Source organism: Achromobacter sp., assembly GCF_050285585.1.
In the GTDB taxonomy this organism is placed as follows: Bacteria; Pseudomonadota; Gammaproteobacteria; order Burkholderiales; family Burkholderiaceae_B; genus Achromobacter.
The window spans coordinates 65,146-76,887 of record NZ_JBLZXF010000009.1; the positions used below are offsets into that span (position 1 = coordinate 65,146).

Annotated in this window: 10 protein-coding genes; 5 read left to right on the forward strand and 5 right to left on the reverse strand. The window is 69.0% G+C overall.

What is annotated here, in order from left to right:
* Positions 1-172: 172 nt before the first annotated feature.
* Positions 173-1,423 carry an NnrS family protein gene (locus ACN6PJ_RS14560; RefSeq protein ID WP_427996573.1) on the forward strand — a complete coding sequence of 417 codons (1,251 nt, stop codon included), beginning with the start codon at positions 173-175 and terminating at the stop codon, positions 1,421-1,423.
* Between the two features lie 15 nt (positions 1,424-1,438).
* Here the strand turns inward: ACN6PJ_RS14560 and ACN6PJ_RS14565 are convergent, their stop codons facing one another.
* Both ACN6PJ_RS14565 and ACN6PJ_RS14570 read right to left on the reverse strand, forming a co-directional pair.
* Positions 1,439-2,140: a hypothetical protein gene (locus ACN6PJ_RS14565; RefSeq protein ID WP_427996574.1), complete on the reverse strand. Its 702-nt coding sequence runs from the start codon at positions 2,138-2,140 to the stop codon at positions 1,439-1,441.
* A gap of 91 nt (positions 2,141-2,231) precedes the next feature.
* Positions 2,232-3,146 (reverse strand): LysR family transcriptional regulator, encoded by a 915-nt coding sequence (locus ACN6PJ_RS14570; RefSeq protein ID WP_427996575.1) that lies wholly within the window; start codon positions 3,144-3,146, stop codon positions 2,232-2,234.
* Positions 3,147-3,259: 113 nt separating this feature from the next.
* Between ACN6PJ_RS14570 and ACN6PJ_RS14575 the strand changes: the two genes are divergently transcribed.
* Together ACN6PJ_RS14575 and ACN6PJ_RS14580 are read left to right on the forward strand one after the other, a co-directional pair.
* Entirely contained in the window at positions 3,260-4,678 is a 1,419-nt protein-coding gene (locus ACN6PJ_RS14575; RefSeq protein WP_427996576.1) for a M20 family metallopeptidase, read from the forward strand.
* Positions 4,679-4,691: 13 nt separating this feature from the next.
* Complete coding sequence (locus ACN6PJ_RS14580; RefSeq protein ID WP_427996577.1) at positions 4,692-5,672, forward strand: Bug family tripartite tricarboxylate transporter substrate binding protein; 981 nt, start codon at positions 4,692-4,694, stop codon at positions 5,670-5,672.
* Positions 5,673-5,711: 39 nt separating this feature from the next.
* Here the strand turns inward: ACN6PJ_RS14580 and ACN6PJ_RS14585 are convergent, their stop codons facing one another.
* The 3 genes from ACN6PJ_RS14585 to ACN6PJ_RS14595 form a co-directional block, all read right to left on the reverse strand.
* Positions 5,712-6,290 (reverse strand): YSC84-related protein, encoded by a 579-nt coding sequence (locus ACN6PJ_RS14585; RefSeq protein ID WP_427996578.1) that lies wholly within the window; start codon positions 6,288-6,290, stop codon positions 5,712-5,714.
* Positions 6,291-6,402: 112 nt separating this feature from the next.
* Positions 6,403-8,793, reverse strand: a complete 2,391-nt coding sequence (locus ACN6PJ_RS14590; protein ID WP_427996579.1) for a catalase — start codon at positions 8,791-8,793, stop codon at positions 6,403-6,405.
* A gap of 10 nt (positions 8,794-8,803) precedes the next feature.
* Positions 8,804-9,418 (reverse strand): hypothetical protein, encoded by a 615-nt coding sequence (locus tag ACN6PJ_RS14595; protein ID WP_427996580.1) that lies wholly within the window; start codon positions 9,416-9,418, stop codon positions 8,804-8,806.
* 299 nt (positions 9,419-9,717) lie between these two features.
* On the opposite strand from ACN6PJ_RS14595, the gene ACN6PJ_RS14600 reads away from it, so the two are divergent.
* A complete protein-coding gene (locus tag ACN6PJ_RS14600; RefSeq protein WP_427996581.1) occupies positions 9,718-11,325 on the forward strand; it encodes a PepSY-associated TM helix domain-containing protein in 1,608 nt (535 codons plus the stop codon).
* Positions 11,322-11,672, forward strand: coding sequence for a DUF3325 domain-containing protein (locus tag ACN6PJ_RS14605; RefSeq protein WP_427996582.1), 351 nt, complete (start codon positions 11,322-11,324; stop codon positions 11,670-11,672). Before ACN6PJ_RS14600 ends, ACN6PJ_RS14605 begins: the two co-directional genes overlap by 4 nt.
* Positions 11,673-11,742: the final 70 nt, after the last annotated feature.

The window sequence follows — 11,742 nt, forward strand, 5'->3', positions numbered from 1 at the left end:
CTTGCGCTGGATCAAGCGCAGGGCGGCCGGCGCTGGCGACGGGCGGCTGGGCGTATTAATATGTATTTGAAATACACCTTTTAAAATCGCGGGCCGCAAACCGCAGGCCCCATGAGCACGCCGGGCCGCCCCAAGGGGCGAATACCGGAATGCGCAGATCAAGGTAATCCCAGTGAGCACGCTGCTGACCATCGAAGAACCTGACGCGGCCTCGCGCCGCGCCCGCCCGCAATGGCGCGCCTTCACCGAAATGGGCTTTCGCCCGCTGTACCTGGCCGGCTGCTTCTGGGCGCTGGCGTCCGTGCTGCTGTGGGTGCACGCCCCGTCCCTGCTGACGGGCGTGCTAGGCGGCATGCCCTGGCATGCGCACGAAATGCTGTGGGGCTTCGTGGCCACTATCGCCGTGGGCTTCCTGCTGACGGCCGGCGCCAACTGGACGGGCAAGAATCCGCTGCGCGGCAACGCCCTGGCCGCGCTGTGCCTGGTGTGGATCGTGGCGCGCGCGGGCTATCTCGTCCCCGGACGGGCGGCATTCCTGGCGGCCGCCGCGGCCGACCTGCTGTTTTTCCTGTGGGCCGCCGCCGCGCTGGGCCGCGCCGTCGCCGTCACGCGCAACCGCCGCAACTATGGCGTTCCGCTGCTTCTGCTGGCGCTGGGCCTCACCAATGCGCTCTATCTCTGGGCCACGGTCCAGGGCGACTATTTCGCGCTGATGCGCTACTTCAACGCGGGCCTGCTGAGCATGGCCGTGCTGACCCTGCTGATCGCCCGCCGCATCATCCCCTTCTTCGCGAAGCGCGCCGTGGCAGGCCTGGACATCCCGCCGCATACCCGCAGCGGCCACTGGCAATTGGGCACGGGCGTCGTCGCCATCGCCTGCCTGCTGGCGGGCCGGCCGCAAGTGGCCGCGGCGGCGCTGGCCGCGACCGGGGCGATCGCGCTGGCGCAATGGATTTCCTGGAAGCCCTGGGCGGTGCGCCGCGTGCCGCTGCTGTGGATTCTGTACGCGGGCTACGGCGGGCTGGGAATCGGCCTGCTCGTCGGCGCGGCGCAGTTGGCCGGCTACGTGCTGCGGACCGCATGGCCCGCGCACGTGATCGGCGTGGCCGGCTTCTCGGGGCTCATCATCGGCATGGTGACGCGCACGGCGCTGGGCCACCTGGGCCGGCCGCTGCAGACGGACCGCAGCATGGTCGCCAGCTATGCGCTGGTGATCGTGGCGGCGCTGCTGCGCCTGGCCGCCCTGCTGCCCACCACGGCCGTGCTCGGGCTGCTGCATGCTTCGGCCACCGCCTGGGCGCTGGCGTTCGCCTTGTACCTGTGGCGCTTTTTCCCCTTGATGATCCGTCCGCGGGCGGACGCGGGCAAGGCGGCGGCGCCTGCGATGCGCGTGGTGCAGGCCGCCCGGCGCCCGGCGCAATAGGCGCCTTCCGCCGCGCTACTGCCGCGCTTCGCGCCGGCGCGTGGCCGCCAGTTGCTGCTTCATGGCCTTGAGCCAGGCCTTGACCTGCTGGATATCCACGAACTGCGACAGCTCGAATTCGAGTTCGCCGATGTACTCCTCGGCATCGGCGATTTCGGCGGCCAGGTCTTCCATCAGATCGGCGGGATCGATCGCTTGGTCCGGATCGAAGTGGTAGCGGGCCATGAAGCGCTGCTCCACCGCCGCCAGCTCCCGCTTGGCCGCGGCCAGTTGTGCGGCCGTATCCGGCCCCGGATCGGGCGCTTCCGGCACGGCGGCGGCACTGGCTGCCGCCATCGCCGCCATCTCCGCGAGTTCATCCGCGACCTCGGCGTCGAAGTCCGATCCGCCGTGCTTGCGGTAAAGCGCTTTCAGACGCTCCACGTCGCATTCCGCCGGCGTGCCGTCAAGCACGAGGGCAAACAGCGTCTCCTGCGCCAGTTGCGCCGCCAGTTCCGACGCCAGTTCGCGCTCCGCCTTCGTCAGCTCCTTTTGCTTGCAGGCGTGGTCGAAACACAGCACCAGCTTCGCCTTCAGCTCGACTTCCATGGTTTCCAGCGGCGCCAGCGCCTCTTCATACCGCTTCTGGTAGACGGGCTCCACTTCGCGCCACAGGCGCAGCCTGGCGCGTTCGGTGTCCAGCTCGCGCGCGAGCGCCTCGTGTGTGTTCTCTTGCATGGATGAAACCTGGTGGAGCGGCGCGGCGCGCTGCGGAAGAATCGGAAGCGCATTTTATCCTTGCCGCGGCGGAGGCCGCCGGGCTTGGCGTCTATTCCTCCGTCTCCGGCGCCTTCGGCGCCATGGTCAGTCTCGCGGCCATGAATTCCAGGAATTCCCTGGCCAGGGGCGGCAGCGTGCGGCCCTGCAGCGTCAGCACCTGGATGCTCCGCTGCCGCATTTCGGGGTTGCTGAATGGCACCGCCACCAGCCTGGCCTCTTCCTGTCCCATCACGGTAAGGTAGCCCGACAGCGCCACGATGGAACTGCCCGGCAGCATGGGCAGGAAGGCCGCCGAATGGTTCGATACGTATGCGGGTTCGATGTGCAGGCCCGCGTTGGCGCAGGCCGCGTCGAACAACTGCCTGACGGTCGTGCCATGATCGCCCACCGACAGCGGCACCTTGGCCAGGTCGCGCATGCCGACGCTCCGCCGGCCGGCCAGCGGATGCATGCGGCACATGACGGCATAGACCGGCGCGCGGACCAGCAGCTCGGTCTTCAGCCGATCGTCCTGCGCCGTGGTGTAGCGTAGCGCCATCTGCGAGAGCCCTTCCAGCACCTGGCGGCTGACCTCCTCGGGCCGCTCCACGCGCAGGTGGAAGCGCGCCTCCGGCCGGATCCGCTTGAAGTCGGCCATGCTCATGGGCAGGAAGCGGTGGGCGAAGCCTTCGGTGCAGGCCAGCCGTATCGTCACGTCGCCCAGTTGTCCGCGCTGGCGGATCTCGGTGGTGACGCGCTCGGCCTCCAGCGCGGCGGCGTTGGCGTAGGCGGCCAGCTGGAGGCCGGCCTCGCTGAGTTCCATGCCGCGCGCCTGCCTTTCGAACAGAACGACGCCAAGCCCGTCCTCCAGCTTCGAGATCTGCCGGCTGACGGCGGAAGCCGCCACGTGCTGCGCGGCGGCCGCGCCGGCGATGGAGCCGCAGCGCGCGACCTCCAGGAAGTACCTCAAGCCCAACGAAATCATGCATGCCCCTCATATCCATGCCTTTTAGGCAATTCTTGGATGCCAATTATCTAATTGTGGCACGCGATGAAGCGTAATAACTTTGTGCCTCTCCACATTCATGCAACCATGACGTGATCCGCGAACAAGCCCTCCTCCTCGCCCTGGACTCCTACGACAGCGGCGCGCTCCAGGCCGCGCTGGCCCGGCGCGTTGCCTACGCGACCGAAAGCGAAGTGCCCGAACAGGCGCCCGCGCAGCATGCCTACCTGAACGAAGAGCTGGTTCCCCGGTTGCGCGAGCTGGGCTTCGCCTGCCGGGTCCATGCCAATCCGGCCGGCGTGGACCTGCCCATCCTGCTGGCGCGCCGCGAAGAGGCCCCGGGGCTGCCCACCGTGCTGATGTATGGGCATGGCGACGTGGTGCGCGGCAACGCCGCCAAGTGGGACGCGGGCCGCGATCCCTGGCGCCTGCAGGTCGAGGGCGACCGCTGGTACGGACGCGGCACCGCCGACAACAAGGGGCAGCACAGCATCAACCTGGAAGCCCTGCGGCAGGTGATCGCCGCGCGCGGCGGCAAGCTGGGTTTCAACACCATCTGGCTCATCGAAACGGGCGAGGAAGCCGGCTCGCCCGGACTGGCGGCCTTCTGCGAGGCCCAGCGCGAAGCATTGTCGGCCGACGTGTTCATCGCCAGCGACGGGCCGCGCCTGAACGCGCAGCGCCCCACGCTTTTCATGGGTTCGCGCGGCGCGGTGAATTTCGAGCTCAAGCTGCGGGCGCGCGAACGCGGCTACCACTCGGGCAACTGGGGCGGCCTGCTGGCCAATCCGGCCATCGTGCTGGCGCACGCGATCGCCACGCTGGTCGACGCGCGCGGCCGCATCGCCGTCCCAGGGCTGCGCCCGCCCCCCATTCCCGAGGCGGTGGCCGCCGCGCTGGCCGACCTGGAAGTGGGCGGCGGCGAGGACGATCCCCGGATCGACGCGCATTGGGGCGAACCCGGACTGACCGCCCCCGAAAAGGTGTTCGGGTGGAACAGCCTGGACGTGTTGACCTTCGGCGCCGGCGATCCGGCCAAGCCCGTCAATGCGATCCCGCCCGACGCCTCGGCCTGGTGCCAACTGCGCTTTGTCGTCGGCACCGACTGGCGGGCGTTGGAAACGCACGTAAGGGAACATCTGCGGGCCGGCGGCTTCGACGGCATCGAGGTCCGCGTGGGGATGCAGGCCGGCGCCACCCGCCTGTCGCCCGACAACCCGTGGGTGCGCTGGGCCGCCGCCTCGCTGGAGCGCACGACCGGCAAGCGGCCCGCGCTGCTGCCCAACCTGGGGGGTTCCCTGCCCAACGATATTTTCGCGGACCTGCTCGGCCTGCCCACTCTGTGGGTGCCGCACTCATACCCCGCCTGCGCCCAGCATGCGCCGAACGAGCACCTGCTGGGCAGCGTCGCGCGCGAGGGCCTGGCGATCATGGCCGGCCTGTTCTGGGATCTGGGCGACCAAGGCGCCGCCCTGCGCCAGGCGGCCGCGCCGGCCTCCACTCCAACCTGACCGGACTCCCGTCATGACCGTCAAATTGCGTGCCGCCGCGGCGGCGTTCTCCCTGTCTCTTGCGACGCTCGCGGGCGCCGCGCAAGCGGCCTATCCGGAGCAGGCGATCAAGATCGTCGTGCCCTTCACGCCAGGCGGGGCGACGGACGCGGTAGCCCGCCTGTTGGCCAACAAGTTGTCGGGCAAGCTGGGCCAGGCCGTCATCGTCGAAAACCGGCCGGGCGCGTCCACCGTGATCGGGGCGGAGGCCGCGGCGCGCGCCCAGCCGGACGGCTACACGCTGATGCTGTCGGGCAGCACGACCTACACCGTGCTGCCGGCCCTCAAGGCCAGCCTGCCCTACGATCCGGAACGCAGCTACGCACACATCGCCATCGTCGCCATGGCGCCCGTGGTGCTGCTGGCAAAAAATGGCCTGGAAGCCGGCACCGTGCAGGAAGCCGCCGCGCTGGCGCGGCAGCGCAGCGCCAAGGGCGAACTGATGTACGGCACCTTCGGCGCCGGATCCGCGCCCCACCTGGCCGGAGAGATGTTCGCCGAGGCCGCGGGCGCCAAGATGATGCCGGTGCCCTACAAGGGCAGCGCCCAGCTGGTCACCGCCATGATCGGCGGCGAAGTCGACCTGGGCGTGGACACGGTGTCGTCCGCCGCGCCGCAGGCCCGCGCCGGCAAAGTGCGCGCGCTGGCGGTAACGGGCGAACGCCGCATGCCGCAATTGCCCGACGTGCCGACGTTCGCGGAAGCCGGCATGCCGGACGTCTCCTTCGTCGGCTGGTACGGCCTGGTCGCCCCGGCGCGCACCCCCGCCCCGGTCGTGCAGACGCTGAGCCGCGCCGTGTCGGAGATCATGGAGGACCCGCAAGTGCGCAAATCGGTCGCGGACCTGGCATTGGATCCCGTCTATCTGCCCGCGCCGGCCTTCCAGGCGCAGATCGCGAAAGAACTGCGCACCTTTGGCGACGTGGCCGCGCGCGCCGGCATCACGCTGGACTGACGCCGGCGCCGGGCCCGCATGCGCCGGGCGCCGCGGGAATCAGCTGGGATCGGCCTGGCTGATCTTGGATCCTTCCAGGCCCACGCCGGCCATCAGCCCCTGCTCGCCGAAGGGCACGGCGTAGACGTCCTGGGTCAGGGTGGTGGTGGTAATGCTGGCCGCATAGCCCTCGTCCACCATGACCAGGGTCGGGCCCGATCCCAGCGACCAGCCGTCGCTCTGGTCCAGGAACGTCAGGGCCGCCTCGTTCATGAAGAAGAGCGCATAGCCGAACTTCTGCGCGCCCGCCTGCAGGCCAAACGACACCGCCGATATCGTGTAGTAGGCGCTGGCCTTGCCGCGCCGCAGGAGCGCGCCGTCGCCATGCTCCGCGCCGACCAGCAGCCCGCCTTTCAGGATGCTGGGAAATACCAGCACCGCGACCGCCTTCTCCCCCAGCATCCGCGTCTTGGGCTCCTGGTGGTACAGCCGTTCCAGCGCGGCCTGGGCTTCGCGGCCGATCTGGGCGGCCGAGTCCGCGCGGGCCTGGGCCGCCAGACCGAACGACGCCGCCCATAAAAAAAGGCTGGCCCACAGCCAACCGTGAATCTTGCATGGCAAAGCGGATACGCGACGCATACAGCCTCCTGGTTTGAGGACGGCAAGCGCCACGCGCGCTCGCCCCGACTTGCCAGGGCAAGTATTGGCACGCGGCCCCGCCTTGTCAATATGCGCAGACGGGCGCCCGCCCCTACACCGCGGGCGGGCTGGACTCCCGTTGGGGATGGCGGTGGCGGGCCAGCGCCTCGATAAACATGGGCGCGCTGTCGCCCGGCGCTCCGTCCACCAGCAAGAGGCCGGCGTCGGCCTCGTCCGGCTCGATGCCGGCCGCGGCGAACAGCTGCTTGCCTTCGCCCATGCCCATCAGCGTCTTGCCGTGGCGGTAAGCATCGCGCAGGAACTCCAGCGCCCGCCCGTCGGCGCGCAAGCGCTCGGCGGCCGGCCCGCCGCCGGGCACGACCGCCCCGTCGAACAATGCCGACGGCTGGTTGTCCAGCGACGCGTCGGCGTCCAGCGTCGAGCCTCCTTCCGCCGCCAGGGGCCCGATCCGCTGGCCCACCAGTCTGACGACCGCGCCCGCGCCGATCAACGCATCGGCAACGGCCGACACGGCCTTGGCGTCCACGCCCTGCGCCACCAGGATGGCGATCTTGCGCGTGGCGACGCCGCCGTCCCCGGGCCTTGCCGTCAGGGACAGGGCGGGAGAAACGTCGACCTCCGGCTTGGGCGGGCGGGCGATCGCGCGCGGCAATGGATCCGGCAACTCCATGCCCAGCCCATCCGCCACGCTCCGCGCCAGCCCGTCGTCCACATTGCGCAGTGAGGCGACCATGCGCCGCCTCACGGCGGGAACGGTCACCTTGCTGAGTTCAAAGGCGAACGCGCTGGCGATGTGGCGCCGCTCCCAATCTGTCTGGCTGGCATAGAACAGGGTGGCCTGGTTGTAGTGCTCGGCGAATTTCTCCGGGTGGCCGCGCAGCTCGTCGCCCGCCACCGGCTCGGGGAAGGACACGAAGCCGTCCGTGCCGGCCTGAAAAGGACAGCCTCCCGCCAACGAGTTCGGCTCGTACGCCACCCGGCCGCGATGGATGGCCTGGCGATGCATGCCGTCGCGCTGGTTGTTCTGCACGGGAGCCAGCGGCGCGTTGATCGGGATCTCGTGGAAATTCGGGCCGCCCAGCCGCGATATCTGCGTGTCCACGTAGGAATGGATGCGTCCGGCCAGCAAGGGGTCGTTGGTGAAATCCAGCCCCGGGATCACGTGCGCCGCGCAGAAGGCGACCTGCTCCGTCTCGGCGAAAAAATTGTCGGGATTGCGGTCCAGCACCATCCTGCCGACGGGCACCACCGGCACCAGTTCCTCCGGCACGATCTTGGTGGGGTCCAGCACGTCGAAGCTGAACCGCTCCGCCTCCTCCTCGGTGAAGACCTGCACGCCCAGCTCCCATTGCGGGCCATTGCCCGCATCGATGGCTTCCCAGAGGTCGCGCCGGTGGAAATCGGGATCGGCGCCGGACACCTTGACCGCCTCGTCCCATACCTGGGAATGCGTCCCCAGCACCGGGTTCCAGTGGAACTTCACCAGCCGCGATTCGCCGGCGGCGTTCACAAACCGGAAAGTATGCACGCCGAAGCCCTGCATCATCCGGAAGCTGCGCGGAATGGCGCGATCCGACATGAGCCACATGAGCATGTGGGTGGATTCCGGCATCAGCGACACGAAATCCCAGAACGTGTCGTGCGCGGAGGCGGCCTGCGGCATGCCATGATGGGGCTCCGGCTTGACGGCGTGCACCAGGTCCGGGAATTTCATCGCATCCTGGATGAAGAACACCGGCATATTGTTGCCGACCAGATCCCAATTGCCCTCTTCGGTATAGAACTTCACGGCGAAGCCGCGGACGTCGCGCGCGGTGTCCTTGGAACCGCGCTCCCCGGCCACGGTCGAGAAGCGCACGAAGACCGGCGTGCGCTTGCCCTTCTCGGCGAACGGCGCCGCAACGGTCAGGTCGGCAAGCGGACGCAGGCATTCGAAATAGCCATGCGCCGCGGAGCCGCGGGCGTGCACGATGCGCTCCGGGATGCGTTCATGGTCGAAGTGGGTGATCTTCTCGCGCAGGACGAAGTCCTTCAGCAGGGCCGGCCCCCGCAAGCCCGCCTTGAGCGTGTGCTGGTTGTCGCTGACCCGCACGCCCTGGTTCGTGGTCAGCGCCTGGCCGGTGGCGTCCGCGCGCACGCGCTCCAACCGGCCGTCCGCGGCATTCACACCGGGCGCCGCGGGGCCGTTGGTCTTCCCGGACGCCTCGCCTTCGGACAGGGAGCTGGCCCCGACGGAAGGATCCGGCGCCGGCGCCACCGTGCCGGCATAGGGGCGGCGGGCGGCTTCCTCGCCATACTCCGCCGCCTTGCCGGCGTTATGCGGGATGGCGCCGGCCGTGGCTTGCACGGACGCGGCCCGCTTCAACGCCGGACGCCGCGCGGCGCCTGCCGGCCCCGAAGCGGGCCCGCTATCGGTATTCAGATAGGCGGTCTCCACGGCGGAAGCCGCGGCAGGCTTTCCTGCGGATTTCTTGCTGGGCATGGCGGGTCTCCTAGTGGCTGAGCATCTTGTCGCGCGCCTGCTCGGCGCGGGACGCGCCGATCGCTGACTCCACCTGCTTGACCTCTTCGGGAGGCGGCAGCACGGCGGGGAAACCCAGGGCGTCGATCCACAGTTCCCGGGACCAGCCTTTCGTGTGATAAAGATGGTGTTCCTCGTCGGTGACGACAGCGTCATAGGCCTGTTTGAGTACCTTGCCCTCCACGCCGCCGTGCTGGTCGGCGATCACGCCGATCAGCGTCCAGTTCGCGTGGTCCTTCGTTTCGGCCAGCACCACGCATTCGGCCGCGACCAGTTGGGCGGCGTTGGCATCGCCCGCGGCGATCGCCATCCTCATCGCCTTGACCAGCGACTCGCCGATATGGCGCACCACTTCCCTGCCTGGCGGCTGGCGCTCCGGATCCAGGCCCAGTTGCTCGAACACGGTCAGCAGAACGCGGCGGTGCGTGCGCGTTTCCTCCAGGTATTCCAGCCATTCCTTCTTCAGGTCCTCGTTGACCGCGCAGGACACCGCGGTCTCGTACACGTTCAATCCCCCTATCTCGGTTTCCAGGGCCTGGTACAGCAATTCCTCGATCTGCGGGGCATTTCCGGCTTTGCGTTTCATTGGGCGCTCCTTCTCCATGGGTCATATCGCGACACCGCCGCCGCGAGCCGGCGGCCTTGCGGCTTGGAACGGCTGCCCAGCAACCCTCGTGCCCGGCCCGGCTCCCGGGCGAGCCGCCCGCGGCGTCGCCGCCAGGCGCCGGCCGGCGCGTGCAGAAAATACAAAGACCGTGTCGCGCCCACCTCCCCGCGCCCATTTAGATTAGAATCAGAACCATTCTCAATAAAACCAGACTGCCCGGCTAACGCGGCGGCATCACAAGAAAGAGGCTCGCCCTGAAATCCGGTTTCCGCCTGTCCATGGCCTGGCTCCACACCTGGGTCGGCCTGTGGTTCTCCTGGCTGCTGTTCGCCGTATTCCTTACCGGTTCGCTCGCCGTTTTTTCCGAACCCATCACGCACTGGATGACGCCCGAGCACCATGAAGCGGAGGCGCTGGCCGCGCAGCAGGAAGGCGCGCCAGTGGACCGGGCGCGGCGCCTGGAGCTGGCGGTGGACTACATGGCCCGCCACCATGCCGGCGAGGGCATGTGGGAAATCTGGCCCGTCAACCGCTCCCACGGCAACGGCCTGACGGCGTACTGGTTCGACAAGAACGGCATGTACGCGGACGCCGAGCTGGATCCGGCCACCGGCGCCGAACTGGACGAACACCACGAGGAGGAAGGCCGGGCCACGCTCGGCGGGCAGCATTTCGTCGACTTCCACTACACCCTGCACGACGCCGGGCTGGGCCTGTGGATCGTCGCCTTCGCCACCATGGCGATGCTGGTCGCCCTGATTACGGGCGTGGTCACGCACAAGCGCATCTTCAAGGATTTCTTCACGTTCCGCGCCGGCAAGGGCCAGCGTTCATGGCTGGACGCGCACAACGCGGTGGCGGTGCTGACCCTGCCCTTCCAGTTCATGATCGCCTACACCGGCATCGTGATCTCCAGTTCCACGCTGATGCCCGCCCCTATCGCCGCGACCTACGGCGCCGGCCCCGAAGCCTTCCGCCACTACCTGATGGAAATGGAAGGCGAGGAAAAGCTCGCGCGCAGCGGGGTGGCGCAGGCGATGCCAGCGCTGGAACCCATCGTGGCGCATGGCGAACGCCTGATGGGGCAGACGGCCCGCGCCATCGTCATCCGCAACCCGGAAGACAGTTCCATGCGGATCGGCGTCTATGGCTGGAACGAAGACGCGGACACCTTCCGCAACATCAGCGCCACCACCGGGATGGCGGAGTTTTCCGCCAGCGGCGAATTGCTGCGCCTGCGGCCGTCCGGCGACGTGCTGGGCGGTGCGCCCGCCCTGACGCGCCAGGTGATGGGCGACCTGCACATGGCGAAGTTCGGCGGACTGGCCATCCAGTGGCTGTACTTCATCTGCGGCCTGGCCGGCGCCGCCATCATGGGCACCGGCGCGGTGCTGTTCATGGTCAAGCGCCGGGCCAAGCTCGGCGGCGAGTTCGGCGGCGCCACGGCGCGGGTCTACCGTCTGATCGAAGGGCTCAACGTGGCCGCGCTGGCCGGGCTCTCCATCGCCTGCATCGGCTACTTCTGGGCCAACCGCCTGCTGCCCGTCGGCCTGGAGAACCGCGCCGCATGGGAACTGCGCTGCTTCTTCCTGGTCTGGGCGCTGACCCTGGCCCATGCCTGGCTGTGCAGCCCGCGCCGGGCGTGGATCACGCAACTGGCCGTGCTGTCCGCGCTGTGCCTGCTGCTGCCGTTGCTGTCGTACGCCACCCTGGGCGACCATCCCTATGCGCAGATCGCGCGCGGCGACTGGGAAAGCGCGGGCGTCGAACTGAGCGCCATCGCTTTCGGCGTACTATCGGGCTGGGCGGCCCTCCGTTTGTGGAAGCGGCCCGCATCGGCGCAGCCCCAGCGCAAATCCCGCTCGAACGAAAGGGCAGCGGCATGAATTCCAACGACCTTTACGCCATTTCCATGGCCCTGCTGCTGACGTATTCGGGCATGGCCTGCCTGAGCCTGGCCATGCCGCGCCACTACGACCAGGTCTGGGGCCGCGACCCGTCCTCGGGCCATACCCGGGTGCTGCGCGGAGGCGGCGTGCTCTTGCTGGCGCTGGCCCTGCTGCCCTGCGTCGCCCTGTGGGGCAATACCGTGGGGGTCGTGGCCTGGCTGGGCTGGCTGTCCGCCGGCGCCCTGCTGTGGGTCGGAATGCTGTCGTGGGCGCCGCGCCCGGCGGCGCGCGCCGCCGCGCTGGCCGTGGCGATATCGCTGGCCGGAATCGGCATCGGCTTCTAGGGCCGGTTGCCGGGCAAGGGCCCGGCACAAGCCCCGCCCGCGAGTTTGACACGCATCAATCCAGGCTGAG

Coding starts and splice junctions, on each gene's coding strand:
- ACN6PJ_RS14600 (WP_427996581.1), top strand. CDS start 9,718: ATGGCCTGGCTCCACACCTGGGTCGGCCTGTGGTTCTCCTGGCTGCTG.
- ACN6PJ_RS14585 (WP_427996578.1), bottom strand. CDS start 6,290: ATGCGTCGCGTATCCGCTTTGCCATGCAAGATTCACGGTTGGCTGTGG.
- ACN6PJ_RS14590 (WP_427996579.1), bottom strand. CDS start 8,793: ATGCCCAGCAAGAAATCCGCAGGAAAGCCTGCCGCGGCTTCCGCCGTG.
- ACN6PJ_RS14565 (WP_427996574.1), bottom strand. CDS start 2,140: ATGCAAGAGAACACACACGAGGCGCTCGCGCGCGAGCTGGACACCGAA.
- ACN6PJ_RS14570 (WP_427996575.1), bottom strand. CDS start 3,146: ATGATTTCGTTGGGCTTGAGGTACTTCCTGGAGGTCGCGCGCTGCGGC.
- ACN6PJ_RS14580 (WP_427996577.1), top strand. CDS start 4,692: ATGACCGTCAAATTGCGTGCCGCCGCGGCGGCGTTCTCCCTGTCTCTT.
- ACN6PJ_RS14605 (WP_427996582.1), top strand. CDS start 11,322: ATGAATTCCAACGACCTTTACGCCATTTCCATGGCCCTGCTGCTGACG.
- ACN6PJ_RS14595 (WP_427996580.1), bottom strand. CDS start 9,418: ATGAAACGCAAAGCCGGAAATGCCCCGCAGATCGAGGAATTGCTGTAC.